This is a genomic window from Haloglomus salinum, from assembly GCF_024298825.1.
Taxonomy (GTDB): Archaea; Halobacteriota; Halobacteria; order Halobacteriales; family Haloarculaceae; genus Haloglomus; species Haloglomus salinum.
The window spans coordinates 749,986-770,487 of the sequence record NZ_CP101153.1; the positions used below are offsets into that span (position 1 = coordinate 749,986).

General features: G+C 71.0%; 30 protein-coding genes and 1 tRNA gene. 9 read left to right on the forward strand and 22 right to left on the reverse strand.

Going from position 1 to position 20,502, the window contains the following annotated elements:
• Window positions 1-48 precede the first annotated feature (48 nt).
• Entirely contained in the window at window positions 49-1,161 is a 1,113-nt protein-coding gene (locus NL115_RS03710; protein WP_254831863.1) for a mandelate racemase/muconate lactonizing enzyme family protein, read from the forward strand.
• Between the two features lie 494 nt (window positions 1,162-1,655).
• On the opposite strand, the gene NL115_RS03715 is transcribed toward NL115_RS03710, so the two are convergent.
• From NL115_RS03715 to NL115_RS03755, 9 genes are all read right to left on the reverse strand, one after another.
• Window positions 1,656-2,171: a glutathione S-transferase N-terminal domain-containing protein gene (locus NL115_RS03715; protein WP_254831864.1), complete on the reverse strand. Its 516-nt coding sequence runs from the start codon at window positions 2,169-2,171 to the stop codon at window positions 1,656-1,658.
• 47 nt (window positions 2,172-2,218) lie between these two features.
• The gene (locus NL115_RS03720) at window positions 2,219-2,965 is read right to left on the reverse strand and encodes an adenosylcobinamide amidohydrolase (RefSeq protein ID WP_254831865.1); all 747 of its coding nucleotides are present in this window, start codon (window positions 2,963-2,965) and stop codon (window positions 2,219-2,221) included.
• Complete coding sequence (cobD, locus tag NL115_RS03725) at window positions 2,958-3,977, reverse strand: threonine-phosphate decarboxylase CobD (protein ID WP_254831866.1); 1,020 nt, start codon at window positions 3,975-3,977, stop codon at window positions 2,958-2,960. Before cobD ends, NL115_RS03720 begins: the two co-directional genes overlap by 8 nt.
• Window positions 3,974-4,642, reverse strand: a complete 669-nt coding sequence (locus tag NL115_RS03730; RefSeq protein WP_254833051.1) for an NTP transferase domain-containing protein — start codon at window positions 4,640-4,642, stop codon at window positions 3,974-3,976. The genes cobD and NL115_RS03730 overlap by 4 nt, the downstream gene beginning before the upstream one ends.
• A 113-nt stretch (window positions 4,643-4,755) precedes the next feature.
• Window positions 4,756-5,577: an adenosylcobinamide-GDP ribazoletransferase gene (locus NL115_RS03735; RefSeq protein WP_254831867.1), complete on the reverse strand. Its 822-nt coding sequence runs from the start codon at window positions 5,575-5,577 to the stop codon at window positions 4,756-4,758.
• Window positions 5,577-6,599, reverse strand: coding sequence for a CobD/CbiB family cobalamin biosynthesis protein (locus tag NL115_RS03740; RefSeq protein ID WP_254831868.1), 1,023 nt, complete (start codon window positions 6,597-6,599; stop codon window positions 5,577-5,579). Before NL115_RS03740 ends, NL115_RS03735 begins: the two co-directional genes overlap by 1 nt.
• Window positions 6,596-7,264: an HAD family hydrolase gene (locus tag NL115_RS03745; RefSeq protein WP_254831869.1), complete on the reverse strand. Its 669-nt coding sequence runs from the start codon at window positions 7,262-7,264 to the stop codon at window positions 6,596-6,598. Before NL115_RS03745 ends, NL115_RS03740 begins: the two co-directional genes overlap by 4 nt.
• Window positions 7,265-7,347: 83 nt before the next feature.
• Window positions 7,348-8,022 carry a DUF7504 family protein gene (locus NL115_RS03750; protein ID WP_254831870.1) on the reverse strand — a complete coding sequence of 225 codons (675 nt, stop codon included), beginning with the start codon at window positions 8,020-8,022 and terminating at the stop codon, window positions 7,348-7,350.
• Window positions 8,023-8,087: 65 nt separating this feature from the next.
• Window positions 8,088-8,645, reverse strand: coding sequence for a hypothetical protein (locus NL115_RS03755; protein ID WP_254831871.1), 558 nt, complete (start codon window positions 8,643-8,645; stop codon window positions 8,088-8,090).
• A 218-nt stretch (window positions 8,646-8,863) separates the two neighbouring features.
• Here NL115_RS03755 and NL115_RS03760 point away from each other — a divergent pair.
• Both NL115_RS03760 and NL115_RS03765 read left to right on the forward strand, forming a co-directional pair.
• Window positions 8,864-8,948 (forward strand) — tRNA-Ser (locus NL115_RS03760).
• Between the two features lie 141 nt (window positions 8,949-9,089).
• Window positions 9,090-9,380: a hypothetical protein gene (locus NL115_RS03765; protein WP_254831872.1), complete on the forward strand. Its 291-nt coding sequence runs from the start codon at window positions 9,090-9,092 to the stop codon at window positions 9,378-9,380.
• A gap of 28 nt (window positions 9,381-9,408) precedes the next feature.
• Here the strand turns inward: NL115_RS03765 and NL115_RS03770 are convergent, their stop codons facing one another.
• The 3 genes from NL115_RS03770 to NL115_RS03780 all read right to left on the reverse strand — a co-directional run bounded on the left by NL115_RS03770 (window position 9,409) and on the right by NL115_RS03780 (window position 10,931).
• Entirely contained in the window at window positions 9,409-9,669 is a 261-nt protein-coding gene (locus tag NL115_RS03770; protein WP_254831873.1) for a DUF8142 family protein, read from the reverse strand.
• Between the two features lie 59 nt (window positions 9,670-9,728).
• Window positions 9,729-10,061 carry a DUF6684 family protein gene (locus NL115_RS03775; RefSeq protein WP_254831874.1) on the reverse strand — a complete coding sequence of 111 codons (333 nt, stop codon included), beginning with the start codon at window positions 10,059-10,061 and terminating at the stop codon, window positions 9,729-9,731.
• 75 nt (window positions 10,062-10,136) lie between these two features.
• Window positions 10,137-10,931: an enoyl-CoA hydratase/isomerase family protein gene (locus tag NL115_RS03780; RefSeq protein ID WP_254831875.1), complete on the reverse strand. Its 795-nt coding sequence runs from the start codon at window positions 10,929-10,931 to the stop codon at window positions 10,137-10,139.
• A gap of 126 nt (window positions 10,932-11,057) precedes the next feature.
• Between NL115_RS03780 and NL115_RS03785 the strand changes: the two genes are divergently transcribed.
• On the forward strand, window positions 11,058-11,600 hold the full coding sequence (locus NL115_RS03785) for a hypothetical protein (protein ID WP_254831876.1): 543 nt from the start codon (window positions 11,058-11,060) through the stop codon (window positions 11,598-11,600).
• 177 nt (window positions 11,601-11,777) lie between these two features.
• Here the strand turns inward: NL115_RS03785 and NL115_RS03790 are convergent, their stop codons facing one another.
• Window positions 11,778-12,056, reverse strand: coding sequence for a DUF8081 domain-containing protein (locus NL115_RS03790; protein ID WP_254831877.1), 279 nt, complete (start codon window positions 12,054-12,056; stop codon window positions 11,778-11,780).
• Between the two features lie 61 nt (window positions 12,057-12,117).
• On the opposite strand from NL115_RS03790, the gene NL115_RS03795 reads away from it, so the two are divergent.
• Entirely contained in the window at window positions 12,118-12,594 is a 477-nt protein-coding gene (locus tag NL115_RS03795; protein WP_254831878.1) for a bifunctional nuclease family protein, read from the forward strand.
• A gap of 16 nt (window positions 12,595-12,610) precedes the next feature.
• On the opposite strand, the gene npdG is transcribed toward NL115_RS03795, so the two are convergent.
• The 4 genes from npdG to NL115_RS03815 all read right to left on the reverse strand — a co-directional run bounded on the left by npdG (window position 12,611) and on the right by NL115_RS03815 (window position 15,058).
• Window positions 12,611-13,273 carry an NADPH-dependent F420 reductase gene (npdG, locus tag NL115_RS03800; protein ID WP_254831880.1) on the reverse strand — a complete coding sequence of 221 codons (663 nt, stop codon included), beginning with the start codon at window positions 13,271-13,273 and terminating at the stop codon, window positions 12,611-12,613.
• A gap of 112 nt (window positions 13,274-13,385) precedes the next feature.
• Window positions 13,386-13,604, reverse strand: a complete 219-nt coding sequence (locus NL115_RS03805) for a hypothetical protein (protein ID WP_254831882.1) — start codon at window positions 13,602-13,604, stop codon at window positions 13,386-13,388.
• A gap of 108 nt (window positions 13,605-13,712) precedes the next feature.
• Window positions 13,713-14,591 (reverse strand): TIGR01548 family HAD-type hydrolase, encoded by an 879-nt coding sequence (locus tag NL115_RS03810; RefSeq protein ID WP_254833052.1) that lies wholly within the window; start codon window positions 14,589-14,591, stop codon window positions 13,713-13,715.
• 8 nt (window positions 14,592-14,599) lie between these two features.
• Complete coding sequence (locus NL115_RS03815) at window positions 14,600-15,058, reverse strand: UPF0146 family protein (RefSeq protein WP_350355284.1); 459 nt, start codon at window positions 15,056-15,058, stop codon at window positions 14,600-14,602.
• 180 nt (window positions 15,059-15,238) lie between these two features.
• Here NL115_RS03815 and NL115_RS03820 point away from each other — a divergent pair, with 180 nt between their 5' ends.
• Window positions 15,239-15,760 carry an archaemetzincin family Zn-dependent metalloprotease gene (locus NL115_RS03820; protein WP_254823435.1) on the forward strand — a complete coding sequence of 174 codons (522 nt, stop codon included), beginning with the start codon at window positions 15,239-15,241 and terminating at the stop codon, window positions 15,758-15,760.
• A 122-nt stretch (window positions 15,761-15,882) separates the two neighbouring features.
• Here NL115_RS03820 and NL115_RS03825 read toward each other — a convergent pair whose 3' ends face one another.
• Both NL115_RS03825 and NL115_RS03830 read right to left on the reverse strand, forming a co-directional pair.
• The gene (locus tag NL115_RS03825) at window positions 15,883-16,407 is read right to left on the reverse strand and encodes a DUF8173 domain-containing protein (RefSeq protein ID WP_254831883.1); all 525 of its coding nucleotides are present in this window, start codon (window positions 16,405-16,407) and stop codon (window positions 15,883-15,885) included.
• Window positions 16,408-16,481: 74 nt separating this feature from the next.
• The gene (locus NL115_RS03830; protein ID WP_254831884.1) at window positions 16,482-17,261 is read right to left on the reverse strand and encodes a PHP domain-containing protein; all 780 of its coding nucleotides are present in this window, start codon (window positions 17,259-17,261) and stop codon (window positions 16,482-16,484) included.
• A gap of 114 nt (window positions 17,262-17,375) precedes the next feature.
• Between NL115_RS03830 and NL115_RS03835 the strand changes: the two genes are divergently transcribed.
• Window positions 17,376-17,741 carry a DUF5518 domain-containing protein gene (locus NL115_RS03835; RefSeq protein ID WP_254831885.1) on the forward strand — a complete coding sequence of 122 codons (366 nt, stop codon included), beginning with the start codon at window positions 17,376-17,378 and terminating at the stop codon, window positions 17,739-17,741.
• Between the two features lie 83 nt (window positions 17,742-17,824).
• The gene (locus NL115_RS03840; RefSeq protein WP_254831886.1) at window positions 17,825-18,166 is read left to right on the forward strand and encodes an ASCH domain-containing protein; all 342 of its coding nucleotides are present in this window, start codon (window positions 17,825-17,827) and stop codon (window positions 18,164-18,166) included.
• Between the two features lie 18 nt (window positions 18,167-18,184).
• Here the strand turns inward: NL115_RS03840 and hisE are convergent, their stop codons facing one another.
• From hisE to pdxT, 3 genes are all read right to left on the reverse strand, one after another.
• On the reverse strand, window positions 18,185-18,523 hold the full coding sequence (gene hisE / locus NL115_RS03845) for a phosphoribosyl-ATP diphosphatase (RefSeq protein ID WP_254831887.1): 339 nt from the start codon (window positions 18,521-18,523) through the stop codon (window positions 18,185-18,187).
• The gene (locus NL115_RS03850) at window positions 18,513-19,067 is read right to left on the reverse strand and encodes a bifunctional nuclease family protein (RefSeq protein ID WP_254831888.1); all 555 of its coding nucleotides are present in this window, start codon (window positions 19,065-19,067) and stop codon (window positions 18,513-18,515) included. The genes hisE and NL115_RS03850 overlap by 11 nt, the downstream gene beginning before the upstream one ends.
• Before the next feature lie 84 nt (window positions 19,068-19,151).
• Window positions 19,152-19,772, reverse strand: coding sequence for a pyridoxal 5'-phosphate synthase glutaminase subunit PdxT (pdxT, locus tag NL115_RS03855; RefSeq protein WP_254831890.1), 621 nt, complete (start codon window positions 19,770-19,772; stop codon window positions 19,152-19,154).
• A gap of 260 nt (window positions 19,773-20,032) precedes the next feature.
• Here pdxT and NL115_RS03860 point away from each other — a divergent pair, with 260 nt between their 5' ends.
• Window positions 20,033-20,272 carry a HalOD1 output domain-containing protein gene (locus NL115_RS03860; protein ID WP_254831891.1) on the forward strand — a complete coding sequence of 80 codons (240 nt, stop codon included), beginning with the start codon at window positions 20,033-20,035 and terminating at the stop codon, window positions 20,270-20,272.
• Window positions 20,273-20,502 lie beyond the last annotated feature (230 nt).

Below are 20,502 nucleotides of genomic sequence, written 5' to 3' on the forward strand. Positions count from 1 at the left end.
TGCAAGACAGGCGCAAGCTATTCCTCGCCCCCCATCCCGTCCCCGTGCATGCAAATCACCGGCATCGAGCAGACGCACCTCGACGGCGCCGTCGACGGGATGTTCTACCCGACGTGGATTCCGGGCTACCCGCAGAGCACGCACGAACTGGAACTGTTCGAGGTCCAGACCGACGAGGGCATCACGGGGTACGCGGCCAGTCCCTCGTTCGCGGGCGGGCTGGAGTACGGCGACCAACTCGGGCTCTTCCTCACCGGCGAGGACCCGCACAACATCGACGGTATCCTGCAGAAACTCGAAACCGTGAATCTGGTCGGCCCGCGCCCGTGGCACCTCGAGATGGCGCTGTGGGACATCATCGGCAAGGACGCCGGCAAGCCCGTCTACGAACTGCTCGGTGCCGAGGCCACCGACATCCCCTGCTACGCCTCGACGGGCGAGTACAAGCCGGCCGACGAGCGCGTCGACTACATCCAGGACCGCATCGACGAGGGGTTCGAGGCCGTCAAGCTCCGCGTGACCGAGGTCGAGCACATCGAGATGGTGAAAGAGATCCGCGACCACTTCCCGGACCTCCCGCTGATGGTCGACGCCAACAAGGGCTGGGCCGTCCGCGTCATGGAGGAGGAGACGAAGTGGTCGCTCTCGGACGCGGTGGAGTTCGCCCGCGGGCTGGAGGAGGTCGGCAACGTCCGCTGGCTGGAGGAGCCGCTCCCCCGCCACGACTACCGGGCCTACGCCCGGCTCCGCGAGAAGACGGACGTGCCCATCGCCGGCGGCGAGTTCAACAACGGCACCCACCACTTCCGCGAGTTCGCGAAACACGAGTCGCTGGACGTGTTCCAGCCCGACGCCGCGCTCGCGACGGGTATCAAGCAGGGTGTCGAGGTCGCGGCGATGGCCCAGGAGTTCGGCGCGAAGTTCGTCCCGCACACCTGGACGAACGCGCTCGGCTTCGCGGCCAATCTGCACACGATGACCGCGGCGGGGTCGGACTGGTGCGAGTACCCGATGGAGCCACCGTGGACGCCCGACGTGTGGTCGTTCATGCTGGAGGAGGGCTTCGAGCACGACGAGGGGACGATTCGAGCGCCCGACGAGCCCGGGCTCGGAGTCAAGCTGGACGAGGACGTGCTGGCGGAAGCGAAGGCCGAGGACTGAGGCACCGGTTGCTGGCCGTTCTCGCGGGTTCTGTACTCTCACGACTACCACCACGATTACGGCGGGAGGGACGCCTCCGAAGCCCTCGCGCTCTCTCACAACGACGGCGACAACCGGACCACCTCCGAAGCCCTCGCGCTCTCGACCGGCCGGGAGTCGCTGCGCTCCTCGGTCACTCACTCCGTTCGCTCCCTGTGGTGCTTGCTTCCTCCGGGCCGGGCCGAGACCGCTCGCCCTTCGAGTCCGCCAGGGACCGCAGATAGGCCAGTCAGCCAGCGTCAGCCTCACACCCCCCCAACCGCTTGCAGTGCTCGCTCCCTGCGGTCGCTGCGCGCTTCAGCCCTCGCACGGTGCCGGCGGCTGGCCACCGGCACAGCCGCCAGCGCGCGCCCACTGGATTGACGGCTAACGTGTGCGGAGAGAGCAATCAATCACACTATCCGCCATATACCAGATAATATGGCATATTATAGACATAGACCAGTGACAGCCATTCAACAGTAGTGTTCGTCGAGATATTCGACGATATCGTTGCTCTCGTACAGCGACTCCCCGCGCTCCGTATCGACGAGCAGCGGTATCTGGTCCTGACCGTAGCCCTCCAGTTCGGCGTGGCGGTCGCGGTTCGTGACCGTGCCGCCGGTGAACATCGTCCCCTCGGTGCGGGGGTTGTGGCAGGTGTAGCTGATGCCGTTGCGGGTGCAGAACCGACGGACCTTCGCGCAGTGGGGACAGCCCTCGGCCTGGTAGAGGAGCAGGGAGTCGGCGGTCGCGGGGCGGCCGCCCTCGTCGGCGACGAGGCCGAACTCGCGCTGGACGGTCAGCCCGACCGTGACCACCAGGACGACGAGCGCGATGGCACCTATCGGGAGGAGGTTCCCCCGGGCGATGGTGTCGAGGCGACCGGCGAGCCCGGCCACCGTCGCGAACGCGCCGATGAACGCCAGCAGCCAGGTCGCGCCGTCGCGAACGCGCTCGGGCCCACCGAGTCGCTGGAGCGGTGTCGTCATCACGACGGGCGTCGACCGGCGGTGACTTGAACCCCCGCGCGTCGTGCCTACTCGTCCGCCGCGGGCGCGAACACCCGGGCCGCGCCGTCCGTGACGACCCCGTGCTCGGCCGCCGCGACCGAGTCCGGGAGTTCACCCTCGCGCCCATCGTAGCGCGCATCGAGGCTCGCGACCAGCGCGTCGCGAACGCAGGCACGGGTGGCGGCCCCGACGCGGGTGGCGCTGCCTGCGAACTCGGCCGGGTCGCCGTCCGGGTCGCAGCCGACGGCGACGGCATCGGACGTGGTGCCGGTGAACCCGGTGGCGCCGAGGAGGGTGGCCGTCTTCGCCTCGACCGCCGTCGCCAGCAGTTCGGCGCGCGTCCCCGCCGCGAGCGCCCGGTCGGTCGCGACGAGGAGGTTGACCGTGCCGACGGGCGGGCGGTCGTCGGTCGCGGTCGCCACCCCGTCACCGTCGAGCGGGAGCGTCGCGGGGTTCGACAGGCCACCCGTCGCGACGACGGTGACCGGACCCCGGACGGCGACGCGGGCGTGGCGCATCGCGACGCCGGTCAGCAGCGCCGGGCCGTCAGTGTCGAAGCCGGCCTCGCGGCGGCGCTCGCGGGTGTAGGCGTCGAGGTCGGTCCGGTCGAACCCCTCCGGGACGGTGACGTTGTAGGCCGCGGGCGCGCGCCGGATACCGCCACGGATACCCGTGACGAGCCAGCGCCACGCGGCCGGTGCGGCGACCCGGCAGACACCCTCGCGGACCGTCGCGGTCACGCCCGCGCCGGCATCGGCGCCGTCCTCAGACATCGAGCGCCTCCAGGAGCCGGTCGTTCTCGTCGGGCAGGCGCACGGCGACGCGGACGTGACGGTCCAGCCCGTGGAAGGTGGTCGCGTCGCGGACGGCGATGCCCTCGCGGTCGAGGCGAGCGACGAGCGCGTCGACGCTCCCGTCGGGGTCGTCGTCGCGCAGGCGACAGCAGAGGAACGGCGCCTCGGAGTCGTGGACGTCGAACCGGTGGCCGAGGCGCGCTCGCATCCGGGCGCGCTCGCTCGCGACCCGCTCGCGGGTCTCACTGACGAACTCGTCCGCGCGCATAGCGTGCGTGCCCACCGCGGCCGCGGGCATCCCGAGCGCCCACGCGGGCACGGCCGTCCGCAGGCGCTCCAGGGCCCGGCCGTGCGCGACCGCGAAGCCCGCGCGGAGCCCGGGCAGCCCGAACAGCTTCGTGAGCGAGCGCGCCACGACGACACCCTCGTGCCCCGCGAGCGAGTCGCGCCCGGTGAACCCGAGGAACGCTTCGTCGGCGAGGAGGAGCGTCCCGGCGTCGCGACAGCGGCGGGCGAACGCCCGGAGCGCGTCAGGGGCGGGGCCGTCGCCGGTCGGGTTGTTCGGGACGCAGACGATAGCCATCGCGTGCGGGGCGGGGTCGGCATCGACGAGTTCGTCGTGCGCGACGAACTCGGGCTCGCCACCCTGGAGCCGGACCTCGCGGGCGTACTCGTCGAAGCTCGGGAACGGCACGAGCACGCTATCGCCGGGGGTGACGTGCGTGGCCACTGTGAGTCGGATGGCCTGCAAGCCGCCAGCGGTCGGGACCACGCGGTCGGGGTCGCAATCGGCGTAGTCGGCGGCCGCGGCGCGGTAGTCGGGGGAGCCGCGCGGCGGGTACGACCGCGCCGCGTCGAGGGCGTCCTCGTACACCGCACGCGTGCCGGGCGGGGTCCGCGGGTTGATGTTGGCGCTGAAATCCAGCACGTCGGGGTCGTCACTGGAGCCGTGCGGGACGCGCTCGGTCCGGTCGACGCCGTCGGGGTTCATCGCTCGCCCTCCGCGAGTCGCTCGGCGACCGCCGCATCCGCCAGTCGGTTGACGTTCACCGCCAGCCGGGCGTCGTATGTCACGTACAGCCGCTCGTCGTGCTCCGGGGACGTGTCGGTTCCGTTCGCGTCGGAGGCGCCGTCGGTCGGGGCATCCCCGCCGTCGCCGGCGACCCTGCCGACCACGTTCAGCCCCGTCGGCGCCAGCTCGCGGCCGCCGTGGGCGCGGGTGGTGTCCGCGGAGACCCCGAGCACCCCCTTCAGCGCGGTCGGCACACAGACGGTCAGCGACGGGGCGGCGGTCGGCTCCGGGGCGAGCGCGTCGTAGTGGGCACAGACCGCGTCGACGGCAGCGGCGGCGAGCAGCGGGACATCGGCGACGACGGTGAGGACGGGCGTCGTGACCCGCTCGTCGTGGAGCGCCCGTCCGAGGTCGGCGACGTACCCCTTGCCCGGCGCCTGGACGACGGTCTCGCGGGCGCCCGCGGTCTCGGCGACATGGCGCGCGGTCCGGGGCGCGTTCGGCGAGGTGACGACGTGGACCGCCCCGACCGAATCGGCGCGCCGGAGGGCACCGCGGACACGGTCGAGCATCGGCCGCCCGGCGACCTCGTACAGGGGCTTCTCCGCCTCGCTGTCGAGACGCGTCCCGCGACCGCCACACATGAGAAGCGCGTTCATCGTACCAGTGTTCGGTATATTCGACAGGAAATCGGATTACGAGTGGAACTCCGCCCTCTTTCGTCCGAAACGCTGATTCGAATAGATACTCGCATCGTTCACCCCACCACCCACGCCACGGCTCCGGCGTTGAGCGCGACCAGTCGGGCCAGTTCGTTCGCCGCACCGAACACGTCGCCGTTCACACCGCCGAGCCGCGACCGGGCCCAGCGCAACACCACGAGCGCCGTCGCGAACGCCGAGAGCAACGCCACGGGGGCGGCGGCCGAGACGCCCGTCAGGAACGCGGCCGGAACCGACACCGCCACGGGACCCACGAGCAGCCCGGGTGTGGCGCGGCCGGTGAACGCGGCGCCGAAGCCGTCGGTGATGGCCTCGCCGTAGCACGCGACGGCGGCCATGCCGAGTTTCGCACCCACCTCGGCCGCGACGACGAGGCCCGCCGCGCGGAGCGGGGGCGCAGGACTCCCGTTCAGCACCAGCGGCCCGAACAGCGGCCCCCGACCAAGCTGCGCGACCGCCAGCAGGCCCAGCGTCGTCCCCACCAGTCCGATGCCGACGGCCGCGAGCGCGCCGACGCCGGTGGTCGTGTCCTTCAGCACCTCGCGCCGGCGCGCGACCGTGTGGACGGCGGCCGCGTCGCCGCAGTCGGCCAGCCCGTCGAGGTGGTTGATGCCCGTGACCAGATACAGCGTCGCCAGCGTCGCCCCCGCAGCGACCGGCGCCGGCGCACCGACGGCCGAGAACGCGGCCAGCGGCACAGCCGCGATGAGGCCGACGACGTAGCCCGCGACCGGGAAGGCCAGCGGGGTCCCCTGGAACGCGACCCACGCGCGGCCCTCGTGGGACACCGGGAGCCGGGTCAGGAAGCCCAGTGCGCCACGAACCGCCTGCCGGAGCCGCACGCGGGTCGGGGGCATCAGGGGTCACCCCGGGCCACCGACCGACCGTCATCGGTCCGCCCGCTGTCGGTCCGTCCGCCGTCGTCCCGACCGACGAGCCACGCCAGCCCCGCCGCCCCGGCCCACGCCAGCCCCGCCGCCCCGGCCCACGCCAGCCCCGCCGCCCCGGCCCACGCCAGCCACCCGGCCCGCGCGACGAGTCGGACGCCACGCCGGGCGACCGCGCCGTCGGGGAGCGTCTCGCCGCCCGGCAACGCGTAGACGCCGGGCTTCTCGAGGCGCGTCCCGAGCGCGGCCGCGAGTGCCCCCATCGGCCAGCCGGAGTTGGGGGACGGAACGTCGTCGAGCCACGCGCGGGCCCGGGCGGGGGCGCTCGGGTCGCCGGCCGCGAGCGCCAGCAGGCCGGCGCTCGCGCGGGCGGGCAGCCACGCGACGGCGTCGTCCAGCCGGGCGCTCGCGGTGCCGTGGGCCTTCGCCGGGTAGCCCAGCATCGAGTCCAGCGTGTTGACCGCCTTCACCCACGCGGCACCCGCGGCGGCCGCAGGGAGCGAGACGAGCGCCCCGAGACAGAAGCCCGCGAGCGGCGCCACCAGCCCGTCCGCGAGGTTCTCGGCGGCGGACTCGACCGCCGCACTCCGGACTGCACCCGCCGACAGGTCGCTCGCGTCGCGCCCGGCGAGCGCGAGTAACGCGTCCCGGGCCGCATCGAGGTCGCGCTCGCTCGTCGCCACCACGTCGCCGGCCGTTGCGACGAGCAACCGGTGGCTCGTCGCGGTGAACAGCGCGACTGCGGCCGCGAGGATACCCAGCCCGCGACCCCGGCGCTCGGCGAGCGCGACCAGTCCGCCGACCATCGCGGCCGCCAGCGCGGGGAGCAGGCCGGCGATGGCTGCCCCGGCCGCTCGCGGGTACGGCCACGTGCGGTCGAGCGGTGCGACCAGCCGGCCGAACAGGGCCACGGGGTGGGGGTCCGGCGGCTCCGCGACGAGCCGGTCCAGCAGCGCCGCAATCAGGACCGCCCATGCCGCCCGCCGGCTCACGACCCGGTCACCCCGTCGGCATCGTCCCCGGAGGGTCGCCGGCCCTCCTCGTCCGCTTCGAGCCACGCGGGGAACGAGGGGAGCGGCGTCTCCGCCACGTCGACGAACCGACCGCCAGCGGCCTCGATACCGCCGTCGGCTTCCGGGTCGTCGCCGACGTGGACGAGGGCGGCCGTCTCGACGCCGAGACGGTTGGCGATGGCCTCGAACGCCCGGGCGTCGGGCTTGCGCCAGCCACAGCCGGCGCTGGTCACGACGGCGTCGAAGGCGTCCGCGAGGTCCGCGCGGATGAGCGCCCGCCGGGCGAGTTCCGGGACGCTCGTGTTGGACATGACGCCGATGGGGCCCCGTTCCCGCGCGGCCGCGATGGCGCGTTCGGCGCCATCCATGCGCTCCACGTCGGGGTCGAAGGCGGCGACGACGGCCCGCCGGGGGGCGTTCCCGGACGCCTCGACGCCGCGGCTCCGGAGAGCCGCGGCCACGTGCGCCGGGAGGGGCACCTCCGCGCCGGCCGGGGCGTCGATGTGATGCTCGCGGAAGGCCCGGTCCCAGTCGTCGGGGACCTGCACGCCCCGGGACGCGAGTTCGTCGGCGATCGCTCGGCCGGAGTCACCGGTGCGGTCCACGCGGACGAGCGTCCCGAACAGGTCGAACGAAACTGCCACGGCGAGAGAGGGACCCGGTGGAACTTGAATCCGACCCACGGATGACGGCGAGGAAGGGGGCGAGCGAGAAGCGGGCGCGGCGACTACTCCTGTAGCGAGAGCCAGTCGGAGGTGACCGACCCGTGGACGAACCAGCGCTGCTGTGGCTCGTTGTCGGCCAGTCGGAGTACGACGGTCGCATCGACCAGTGCCTCGAAACGGTCGACGAGGTCGTCGTCGCGGTCGACCGGGAGGTGTGCGTGGCAGACGCCACCGGCCGCGCGCACGTCGGCCGTGATGGCATGGTACCACTCGAAGGCGCGTTCCTCGCCGAGTTCCTCGACGAGCGGGAGGAGCGAGTCCACGCAGACCCGCGGGTCGTCGGCCTCGCTCGTCAGTTCCGCGACCGCCTCGGCGGCCCGCGCGCCGAACTCGGCGGGTGTCTCCGCCACGATTCGCGTGGCTCCCTCCCCCGCCGCGGGCCCGGCGACCGCGCCGCCGTGGTCGGTGCCGGCACTGGCGGTCGCGCTCCGCGCGTCCACGGCGAGGTCGATGAGTCGGTCGTTCGGCCGCGCGCCGGTCACGCCGGCCGAACAGCTCCCGTCGGTCCGACAGACCACCCGCGGCTGGTCACTGCTCCCCAGCATCCGGCCACACGCCCGCTCGTGGGTATCGCCGGGTGTCGCCCCGACGACCAGCAGGGCGCCACCGTCTCGCTGTAGTCGGCCGAGGGCATCGGCGAATGCCCCGGCTCGCTCCGTTCGGCTCCCAGACGTCATTATTGTCACTCCTTCGTTGACGTTGAACAAAAGCGTTCGCCCCACCGGTCGGGAGGCCGGGCAACCTACTGGCCCCCCTCGGAGAACGCGGCAGGACTGTTTGCCAGCAGCGCCTCGCGGTCGATGGTCTCGACCGCCGCGAGCGCGGCATCTGCCTCGGCCCGGGCCTCGTGGATCCGCTCGCGCACCGCCAGCGTGTCCGCCTCCGGTCCGGCGTGCTCGCTCGCGAGCTCGTAGAGGTCGCCGACAGCGCGGTCGTAGCGTCGACACGCGAGGAGTCCCTCCACCGTCCGGACCAGCAGGTCCGCCTCGACGGGCGTCTGGAGCCACGCGTCGAACCCCTGCGCGACCACGTCCCCCTCGGGGCGCTCGGGAGACAACAGCGCGGCACGGACGGTGAACTCCCGGTCGCGGACCGTCGCGACCAGCTCCGACGCCGCCTGGTCGGCCAGGCCACGGTGAACGACGAGGACCTCGACCCCGTCGTCGATGCACGCGAGTGCCTCCGTACCGTCGGCGACAGCGTCGGTGCTGACGAGGTCGACGAGAGCCATCTGCCAGCGTTCCCGCTCGCTCTCCGAGCCGCCGACCACCAGCACCCCGCCGCGCGCCGACTCCGACATACGTTCCACTACCGCCATGGTTCGTTTAGTCCTTGTGTCAATCACCATCCGGCAACCGCTTGCAACACGACACCAGTTGGAGCCAGCCCCGGATGATGGATGTAGCCCCGGTCACGATGAGCCAGTCCCGGTCACAGACGCCATCCCGCACGCGGCTCCGGCCGCCCGCCCCCGCGAATCGAAACCCCTAACATCGCAACCGCCGGACCGGAGAGTGAGCCGAGGTAGCCTAGCCTGGCCAAGGCGGTTGCTTCGAGAGCAACTGTCCTCACGGACTCGGGAGTTCAAATCTCCCCCTCGGCGCTCACTTGTCACGGAGATACCGAGCATAGTGGAGATGCCACCCGGTTGTTCGGCGATATCGCCAGGTATCGACCGTCACCGACGACGGCGAGCGCCGCCGGTATCGCAATCTGATTGCGTTCCCGTCGGGAACGACCGCCCATGACGGACGACCTCATCGACACGCTGGCACACCGCCTCGAAACCGAACTCGACTGCCCGGACGAGGTGGCCGGCGAGAGCGCCGCGAAGGCCGACAGCCTCGTCACCGACCACGATGACGCCGGGCTCGACGTGCAGGCGTTCATCGACCGCATCCACGAGGCCCCCTACGACGAGTTCGACCGCAAGTGGAACTGGGCCGTCGGCGACATCTGTGGCGAGCTGGAGGACTGCACGGACTCGCGGCCGTACCGGCTGGAGGGCTTCGGCGACGTCGGCGCGACGAACTGAGCCGGGCGCCGCGGTTGCGCCTCCTGCGTCAGTAGCCGGGGTCGCGCTCGTCGGCCGGTCGCGTGCCGGACGCAGGTTCGTCCTCGACCCGGTCGCGAGCGAACCCACCGCGGATGGCGAGCCAGCCGAGGATGCTGATGGCGAGGATGGGCGGGAGAATCATGAACCCCCAGAGCGGGTCCAGCCCCCAGAACAGCAGCAAGAGCACGTCCGCGATTCCCAGCGCGAGGAAGGGAAGGATGTAGAGCGCGGCGGTCTTCCGGCCCACCTCGAACTTGCCGGTGTCCATAGCTGTCCGTGCGGGGTGGAGCGGCAAAAAGCGTCCGTCTCCAGTCGTCGGGGGGTGGCTCACTCGTCGTCGCTCGTCGCGTCGTCGCCCTCGACGCCGCCGCGGTCGGGAACCCCGCCCTGGAGTTCGAGTCGTCGCTCGTCGCCGGCGATGGCGCGGGCGGCGACGTAGCTCACCAGCGCGACCCCGAGGACGATGGCGGCGTGGAATGCCAGCAACGGCTCGCTCCCGGAGCCGTACAGCGGCAGCAGGCTGAACAGCCCCACGAACGCCGCGATGATGGCCACCGGAACGAGGTTCACGAACAGGTCCGACAGCGTCCGCCCGTCGAACACCTCGCGGTGGCTCACCTCGTACCACGAGCGGTCATCACTCGCGTCGTCGGTCGGCATCCGGCGTGTAGTCGGACCGCCGGCATCATGGGTCCTGTGCCCCCGGCGAGGCCGGCCGCCGCTTCTCGCCCGTGGTCACTCCCCCTCGAACTCGGGGTCGCGGCCCTCCAGCCGCGCGTCGAACCCCTCCCGGTAGTCGGCCGTGTCGTCCAGTTCCCGGCCCAGCGCCCGCTCCAGCGCCAGTCCCTCGTCCAGCGGTGTCTCCAGCGCGGCCGCGAGCGCCTGTTTGGCGTTCCGCAGCCCGAGCGGCGCGTTCTCGCAGAGGTCGTCCGCGAGCGCGCGGGCCTGTGCGTCGACCTCGTCGTCCGGGCAGACCTCGTGGACCAGCCCGATGTCGTGGGCCTCCTCGGGGTCGATGAACTCGCCCGTGAGGACGATCTCCTTCGCCTTCGAGAGGCCGACGAGCCGGGGCAGGCGCTGGGTCGCGCCGCCGTGCGGGAACGTGCCCAGCTGCACCTCGATGACGCCGTATCTTGCCTCCTCACCCAGCACCCGGAGGTCACAGGGGAGGGTGAGTTCGAACGCACCCGCGGGCCCGGCGCGCTTGATGCCCGCGACGACGGGCTGCTCGCAGGACTCGACGGCCTCGAGCAGTCTCGGGAAGGCGCCCCGGTCGAGGTCACTCCCTTCCTCGACGCGGTTCCGCATCATGTGCAGGTCCATGCCCGCACAGAAGACGGGCCCCTCGCCCAGCAGCGTCACGGCGCGGACGCCGTCGGCGCCGGAGACGCGCTCGAACGCCTCGGTGAGTTCCCCGATGACCTGCGGGTTCATCGCGTTGCGCTTGTCCGGCCGGTCGATGACCACGTCGGCGCGGTGTCCGTCGGTCTCGATGCGGACCAGTTCAAGGTCGTCGGCAGTGACAGCCATACCCCGGGCTGTTGCGGCGTGGACTTGAAACCGTGGGCGGCCGGCGGGGGTGACGGTGCGCCCGACCCGGGCCGAGGTGCTGCCGCGACCCCATCGGGCATACGTCGGCGGCACGTAGCCCCGACCATGTTGCGGCCACCGTTCCCGCTCCCCCTCCCGCGGCTCGGCCGGCGCGGCCCACCGACGGTGCCGGTCAACGACTCGCTCGACGAGTACGCCGACTGGCTCCGCGGGTCGCGACTCCGCCGCCTGACGGTCTCGAAGTCCGTCGTCGACGAGGTGCCCGACGAGTTCACACGCACTCGTCTCGCCGCCGTCCGCGAGGACGCCGTCGCGAGCTACCGCGACGGCCGCCGCCGCGACAGTGTCCACGTCGTCGAGTACCCCGACCGCTGGGAGCTCCACATCGACCGGTTCAACCCCCGCTACGAGCCCGTCGGCCACGTCCTCGTCGACGCACCCGAACAGACCGCCGAGGCGGTCGGCGAGGCACTCGGCCTGGACCGGATGCTGGGCTTCGGCCGGCGCGTCGGTCGTGTCGCGGGCGTCGCGCGGAACGGCGTCGGGACCGCGAGCGGCGAAGACGTCGGGGACCCCGGTGACAGCGACCCGGGAGAGGGGGACGGAACCGCCGATGAACAGGGACACGGAACCACTGAGGAAGCCTAGACCGCGAACCGAAGCGCCACCGGGGTGTTAGGCGCCGGTGCTGTCACCGCTCCCGGTATTCTCGGCCGGATTCGGCATCTCGCACCAGGTACCACGCACGAGATGGATGGAACGAACGAGAATCGCCGCGAGACATCACGATTCCGTGATGCGTGTGGGCCGGAAGCCGTACCGCTCTCATCCCCCGTCGGCGAGCGTGACCTGTTCACCGGGGGGCTCCTCATCCCGGGAGACCCAGAAGGCGACCCGGCGCGCGACGAGGTAGCCATCGACCGTATCGTCCGCCGGGTGGGCGTCCTGCACCCACACCGTCCGCTCCTCGCCGAGGTCGCTGGCCCACTCCCGGGCGGCCTGCTTCGAGTCGAAGTCACGGCGGGCCCCCCGGTCACGGACCCACTCGCCGGCCGTGACGCTGGCCTGCCGGGCCGAACGCTTCACCGCGACGACGTAGCTCACATTCGTGGCTACACGGGGTGTGGCAAAAGCTTTCACGACCCTCCCGAAAGCGTGTGTAGGGATGGCACACGAGGCCACGGTCAGGGGGCTCGGCGTCGGCATCGGCGAGGACGGCCCGGAGACGCCGGTGGTGTTGCTCGCCGCCGACGGGCGAGTCGTTCCGATATTCATCAGCGCGGACCAGGCACAGTCCATCGGCCACGCGCTCCGGGGCGAGCCGTTCAAACGACCGCTCACGCACGACCTGTTCGTCGAGATGGTCGCGGAGTTCGGGGGCGCCATCGACCGCGTCCGCATCGACGGGCTCGCCGAGGGAACCTTCCTCGCGAAGCTCGACGCCGAGCAGTACACGAACGGCGAGCGCCGGACGGCCACCTTCGACGCCCGGCCCTCCGACGCCATCGCCGTCGCGCTCCGGGTCGACTGCCCCATCCTGGTCGACGAGGACGTGCTCGACCGAGCGGGGCGCTCACCGGAGGGGTTCGACATCCGGCAAGAGCCCGGACAGGAGCCCGAACGGGACCGCGGGGAGGACTGACCGGTTCCCGGCGCGGTTACTGGAACCGGACCCCCAGCGCGTGGAGGCCCTCGTTCTCGCTGGCGAGGTTCACCAGCAGCGGCGTGACCGCCTCCACCTCGCCGGCGTTGGCGATACCGCCGCCGTCGAGCGCGCGCAGGCCCGCGATACCTTCGGCGATATCCATCACGGTCCGCTTCGCGTCGTCGTCGTCCCCGACCACGACCGTGTCCCACTCGAACGTGGCATCGAGGTCCGCGAGGCGGCCGGCCGGAAGGTTGTGGAAGGCACCGACGACGGGCACATCGTCGGGCGCGGCGTCGCGTGCGAGCGCCGTCACGCTGCCCACCCCAGGCGGGTTGTAGTGGAGACCGTCGTCGTCGCGTTTCATCCCGACCGCCGGTGTCACGAGGACGCCCGTCAGCTCGTCGGCGACCGCCTCGATGGTGTCCGTGAGGTGGTAGGCCGGCACCGCCAGCACCACCACGTCCGCGCCCGCGGCGGCCTCGGGGTTCGCGTGGCCCGTCACCTCGGCCTCGGTGCCACGACTGTCCAGTTCGTTCAGGTACTCCTCGGCCTTCGCCTCGGCCTTCGAGGCCTCACGCGAACCGATGCGGACCGCGTGGTTCGTGTCGTACGCCAGTCGGAGGGCGAGTCCCTCGCCGATGTCGCCGGTTCCGCCCAGCAGCGCGATGTCCATACCCGGGACGAGGGGGGCCCGCACGGTAGGGATTGTGCTCTCGGAACCCCTTGCCTCACGAGCGGTCGTGACATCCGGACGGGACGGCCACCCCGGACGGTTCGGCGGTTCGTCACTCCTGCCGCGGTGGCCCCGACCCGGTGACGGAACGGCGCTCGTCCGGCCCGTCACGGTAGACGTAGATGTAGGAAGCGACCCCGGCGACGACCACCACGATGGGCACGAACGGGGCACGAACCATCGGGTCCGCCGGGAGCAGGTACAGCACCGGCGTGCCAAGCAGCGCCATAAGCACCGCGGCGGCGAGCAGGGCACGAGCCAGGCGTGACATATCGGGGACGGTTCCCGCAGTCAGATAGTGCTCCTGCCGGCATGGAACGGGGGTTCAACCGTGGCTCCGGGCGACACCCGGGAGACGGCACGGCGAGCGACGGGCGGCCTACTCGGCGCCGCCGAGTAGCGCTGGCAGGTCGTTGACGCTGTCGAGGACGGCGCTCGCCCCCGCCGTCTCGTACTTCCGGCGGCCAGAGGGGCCCGTGAGCCCGCCGGTCAGGACGCCGACACCGTGGTACTCGCGGTCGGGGTCGGACTCCCGGGCGTTGTGGGCCGTCTCGATGTCGTCGAGCGTGTCACCGACGAAGACGACCGACTCGGCGCCGGCGTCCTCGGCGACGGCGACGAGCGTGTCGGGCGCGGGCTTCCCCGGCCCGTCCTCCATCGCGTACACCCGCTCGTCGGGGAGCGCATCGAGGCCGACGCGTTCGAGCGCGATGGTGGCCTCGTCGCGGGGGCGCCCGGTCACGACGCCGAGTTCGCGGTCCGCGAGCGCATCGAGCGTCGACGGGTCGAGCAACACGGGTTCGTCCTCGATGAAGCCCCGTTCCTCGCTCGCGAGCGGCGGCTCCCCGCCCTCCAGCTCGCGGAACCGCTCGTCCCCGAGGTAGAGCTGCTGGAAGACGCGTCGGAGGTGGTCACGGTCCCACTCGGCGTACACCCGCTCGCGGGCGTCCGGGTCCAGCAGGTCCGCGACGACCGCCTCCACCGCTTCGAGCCCACCACCGGAGGCCGCGACGGTGTCGGTGAACGTCGTCACGGAGCGGCCCAGCCCCTCGCGGTACGCGAGAACGTACAGCGCGACCGCGTAGGTGACCGTCCAGTCGTTGTTGAAGCCGCCGGCGTTCTTGAAGTGCTGCACGTCGTCACTGTGGACCGTCTCGCCGTGGACGCGCTCGACGGACTCGACGACTGCACGCCGGTAGGAGTCGGCCACGTCGATGAGGACCCCGTCGACGTCGAAGACGACCGTATCCGCCCCGATGTCACCGCTCACGGCGACTCACCTCCGTTCCGGGACCGCACGTCGCGAGGCGTCCGCCCCCCGGCACCCGCAGCTTGCCCCCTGCCCGGCGTGTCGGTCGCCCGGAAGAGCGTCCCCTCGTCGAGTGTCGTCGGCGTCGCCGGGACGACAGCCGGGTCGGCGCCCAGCGTGGTGAAGTAGAACGCGGCGTCGGCCCGGCGTGCGGCCTCGTGGGCGGGCCGCTGGAGTTCCGGCGGGCACCGGAGCGCGTAGACGGCGTCCGCGTCCCCGTAGACAGCCGAATCGGGGTCGGTCACGTCGTCCCGGACGAACGCGACGCCGTCGGGGACCGGCCGTTCGTGGATGTCGGTCGCGGTCACGGCACAGCCGCGCTGTGCGAGGTCGCGGGCTACGTCCGGCCGATTGCCGATGCCGACCTCGACCAGTCGGTCGTGTGTCGCGAGTCGGGCGGCGAGTCCCCGGGTCACGGCCAGGGATAGGCGCTGGTGCGAACTTCAGCGTTGCGACCCGACCGCGCCGAACCGGACGACCACCGCGGAACGGGCTCCGGCGACGCGAGATACCCCGGCCACGCCGCTCGGGTCGGCCGTTCTCAGGACGCGAACGGGGGCGGGATGTTTATACTCCGCCCTACCTAATCGGCAGCTATGCATGTCGACATCGTGCCGGTGGGCGATGTCCCTGCAGTCGTCAAGCGGGAGGCCTCCTCCGGACTCCGCTCCGTGTACGACTGCGAGGTGACCCTGCACGACGGGCAGGACGTGCCCGACGGCGCGTACGACCCCGGTCGCCAGCAGTACCGGGCCGAGGAGTTCATCGAGCTGGCCTCCCGCATCGGCAACGGGACCAAGAACATCGCCATCACTGGGCACGACCTGTACTACCGCCGCCGGAACTACGTCTTCGGCCTGGCGTACCTCTCGGGCAACGGCTCGGTCATCTCCACCTACCGGCTCCAGACCTCCACTGACGGGGGCTTCTCGAACAAGCCGGCCTCCGAGATATTCGCCGACCGCGTCCGCAAGGAGGTCATCCACGAGATCGGCCACACCCTCGGCCTGGAGCACTGCGACAACAAGCGCTGCGTGATGAACTTCTCACCCACCGTCCGCGAGGTCGATATCAAGGAACAGACCCTGTGCGGGAGCTGTCAGAAGCAAGTGTTGTAGCGCACCCTCCGAAATCTACGCAAAACTCCCTCATTTCGCCAGGAGACTCCGAACTAACCCAGTTATCTCCGTTTTATTCAGTCAAAATACCGTGCTGACCACGTAGCTTCGACGCGCGTCGGTCACCCGAGGCGGTCCTTCAGCACCGCCCCGAACCCGGCCGCCCCGATGCCGAAGGCGACGAGGCCGCCGATGCCGGTGAGCGTGAGAGCACCGTTGAGCGCGGCGGCGACGAGCAGTGGTTTCCCCCACGCGTCGCCCTCGCGTCCGACGAGCCGTTCGGCGATGACGAGGTAGGCGATGGCCGCGCCGACCGCCCAGGCGATGCCGACCACGATGGCGAAGGGGATGGCGATGAGGATACCGATGATGGTGATGAACAGGACGAGAACGACGAGGAGGGCGCCGACGAGGCAGACGAGACCGTAGACGAACGAGCCGACGGGCTCGTCGACGACCGTGTCCATCATCCGCTCGACGTAGGCTGGTGCGACGGCGACGAGGATGGCGCCGACGACGAGCGTCGTGACGAACGCGCCGATGGCGCTCCCGACGACGTTGCCGACGGGGTTGGCGCCGACGTTGACGTCGATGCCGCTCCCGCCCATCTGGAGGAGGGCCTCCGAGAGTCCAGAGTGGAGGTTCATACCGGAGAGTCGTCCCTCGGCACGAAAGCCGTTTCCGGTAGCGTGCTGTCAGGAGGCGTACGCGGAACGGCGAGTCAGGCGATCTCGACCGGTTCGATACCGTACCGCTCGAACTGCTCGGCGATGGCCTCGACGCGGGGGCCGATGGCCTCCGGTTCGTGCGAGTCCGTGCCGACCGTGAACGCCACGTCGTGCTCCAGCAGGACCTCGACGAACCGGGGTGCGGGGTGGAACTCGCCGTAGTCGTCCAGCGCGCGGCCGGCGTTGAGTTCCGGGACCGTCCGCGAGGCCCGGAACGCCTCGGCAACCTGGTGATAGTGGTCGTCGCTCGCGAGGCCGCGGAACTCCGCGGTCCGCTCGAACAGGTCCGGGTGGGCCGCGATGTCGAACAGCTCCGAGTCGACGAGCGCGACGAGCTTCTCGAAGTAGCGGTCCACCAGCTCCCGGCGCTCCTCGCGGGGCATGTCGGCGTAGTAGGAGCCGAAGTGGACGTTCACGCCGTCGAGGTAGTGGACGCTCCCGATGGCGTAGTCGAAGTCGGCCGCATCGAGGAACTCCCGGATGGCCGCCTCGTCCTCGGGCTCGTAGTCCATCTCCACCGCGTCGTACACGTCGATGTCGAACCGGTCGCGGATGGCGTCGATCCCCTCGCGCCGGCGCTCGTAGGTGGCGTCGAGGTTGAACCCCATCACCTTCTTGCGCCGGGCATCCTCGGACGCCTCCGAGACGTTGCAGTGGTCGGTGATGCCGATTCCCTCCAGCCCGGCGTCGGCGGCCGCGCCGACCATCGACCAGAGGAAGCTCCCGTCCGAGTACGTCGAATGGGTGTGGTAGTCGTGGGCGATTCGGGTCACTGGCGTCGCGTAGGCGGGTGTGCCACGAGTACCTGTCGGGCCGACGGGACACACCCACAAACGGCGGCCGGGGCAGGCCCGAAGGGATTTGCCGTCGACCGTCCCAGGGTCGACATGGTCGACTGGCAGGCGGTCGGGCTCGGGTTCCTCGCGCACGTCGTACTGGGATTCTTCGCCTTCCTCGCGCCGGGTATCGGCCACGTCGCCGTCGGTCTCCTCGGCGGGTTCCTGACGGGCTACGTCGCGGGAGGCGACCTCGTGAACGGCGCGTGGAACGGACTCGTCGCGGGGGCGCTCGGCGGCATCCTGCTCGCGGTGTTCGCCGCCGTCGCTCTCGGGTTCATCGCCGAGGTCCTGCTCGGCGGCGGCATCGGTTTCCTCGGCGGGGCCGGCGCGCTCGTCGTCGGTGTCGTCGTCGCGCTCGTTCTCGCCATCGACTCGGCCATCGGCGGCGCGGTCGGCGCGGCGGTGGCAGACTGAGACGGCCGTCCGCGGTGGCGCGACGCGGACGACGGACTGCCGCGGGCTCCGGGTTTTTCATGCAGCGGCCCGTACACCGTCCCATGAGCGAGTCGACCGAGGCCGACATCGACGCGGGCGACCTCCTGCCGAACGACCACGTCCAGCAGCTGGCGCTCCAGGGCGAGGTGACCCAGATACACCGCGGCGCGAGCAACCACTACGCCGACGAGGGCGACCGGTTCGTCATCGACGGCACCTCGTTCGAGGTGACGAGCGTCGACGACCGAACGCTCGGCGACATGACCGACGAGGACGCCCGGCGCGAGGGCTCGGACTCGCTGGAGGCGTACAAGCAGCGGATGGAGCGCGTTCACGGGGGCAACTTCGAGTGGGACGATTCGAGTACCGTGGTCCGGTACCAGTTCGAGCCGGTCGAGGGCTGACCGGCCGACAACGACCGGCTACCGCCGCTCGGCCAGCTCCGCGCGCAGGTCGGCCACGTCCATGTCCTTCATCGCGAGCAGCACCAGCAGGTGGTAGACCAGGTCGGCGGCCTCGTGGGCCAGCTCCTCGTGGTCGTCGTCCTTCGCGGCGAGCAGGAGCTCGGTCGTCTCCTCCCCCAGCTTCTCCAGCACCGCGTTCTCGCCTTTCTCGTGGGTGAACAGCGAGGCCGTGTACGACCCTTCCGGGAGCTCCTCCTTCCGGGACTCGATGACGGCGAACAGCTCGTCCAGTATCTCGTCCGTCTCGGCCGCACCGCCGTCAGCCGCGAGCGGGTCTCCGGCGCCCTCACTCGTCATCCTCGAACACCTCGCGGATGTCGTCGAGTTCGGCGAAGCGGTCGGCGTCCTCGGCGGCGTCCTCCCAGACCGGGCGGGCCACCAGCAGCGGCGCGTTCGTCCGGGCGGCCAGCGCCAGCGAGTCGCTCGGGCGGGCATCGACGGTCACGTCGTCGCGGGGCGTGTTGAGCCACAGCGTCGCGAAGAAGGTGCCCTCCTCCAGTGCGGAGACGGCCACGCGGTCGACCCGGCCGCCCAGCTCCTCGACGATGTCCAGGGTGAGGTCGTGAGTCATCGGCCGGCCGATGTCCTCGGCCTCCATGCCGCGGACGATGCTGCGGGCCTCCTCGAAGCCGATGAAGATGGGGAGCACCTCGCCCTCGAGCGGGTCCTCCGGGCCGCCCGCGCTGTCGACTCCATCCTCCTCGACCGCGATGAGGACGACCGGAACCGGGCCGTTGGGGGTGCCCGCGACCCGCACCGAGTCGATGCGTGCGGGGAGCCCCTCGGTCACGTCGGCGTCGGCGTCCGCCTCGTCGCCGTCGCCGGAGACGTCCGTGTTCATACCGTGACGAGGCGGGCGTCGCGGAAAAGGCTATCTCGTCGTGGTCGCCGGCGGGCGGTGGCGTGGCGGCCAGCGCCGGGGCGCTCAGTCGTCGGCCGCGGCCGCGTCGCGCTCGGCGGGCGTCCCCTCGAAGAACGCGAGGTCGTGGATGCGCGAGTCCTCGGTCAGTTCGGGGTGGAACGAGGTGCCGACGACGGGGCCGTCGCGCACGGCGACCGGACGGCCGTCCCACGAGGCGAGCACGTCGACACCGTCACCCACGTCCGCGATGACGGGGGCACGGATGAAGACAGCCGGGAACGGTGCATCGAGGCCCGCCACGTCCAGCGGTGCCTGGAAGGAGTCGCGCTGGCGGCCGAAGGCGTTGCGCTCGACGGTCACGTCCAAGAGGTCGAGCGTGGGGACGCGCTCGTCGCCGGCGTCGCGGCTGGCGACGATGAGGCCCGCGCACGTCGCGAGAACTGGCTTGCCGGCCGCGACGTGGGCGATTATCTCCTCGTCGATGCCCTCCTCGGCGATGGTCTTCGAGATGGTCGTCGACTCCCCGCCGGGCATGAGGAGCACGTCGCACTCGGGAACCGTGCCGGCGTGCCGGATCTCGTGGACGACCGCGTCCTCGCCGTGGGCGGCCGCGGCCCGCTCGATGGCCTCGGCGTGTTCGGAGACGTCCCCCTGCACCGCGAGGACGCCGGCCGTGAGTGTCATGTCCGAGTGTAGCGGGTCGAACGACAAAACGACCGCGCTCTGGGAGACAGCCGTACTTCACGGGGCCAGACGAGAGCGCGACCGAGCCACTCACCGTGCAGATTCCGGATCACGAGCAGGAGAATCGCCGCAACTGCGGTTGGAATCTGCCAAGTTTCGGCGTGAAAGACAGCCGGAGTCCGTTCACCGCCGGTATCGTGCGCCGATGATTCTGCATATTGTATCCGAAATTTCATGTGTCGGGTGAGAAAAATTTGCGTATGGATAACACGCTCGTTGAACAGCTCGTCCTGGCAATTGCCGATAGGGAGGATACAGCCCCGACGGAGCTGGATGTAGCGATCGAAGACCACGTCTCGACGGAGGGGATACAGAGCCTCGTCGAGCACAAGAGCAATTCGTGGCAGCTGCAGTTCGAAACCCCGGGCCACGTCGTCGAAATCTCGGGCTCGAATACAATCACCGTTGATGGGGAAATCCAACGACAATTCAGCTGGTAGTTGTCACTATTTCAAAACCCACAATATTTCTATATTGTCGGGCACGGTGGCAAAGTTCCGAACATCTGATGGTCGCGCTGTAGGTCCACCCCGTGCCCGCGCTGTCCGTTCAGTACGCCCTGTCGAGCAGTCCCTGTCGAGCAGTGCATCGGCATACTGGAACCGCCCACAGCACGACGGGTCCCGTCAGGGCGACACTCCGGGTAGTCACGCTCTTGTCTCTCCGCACG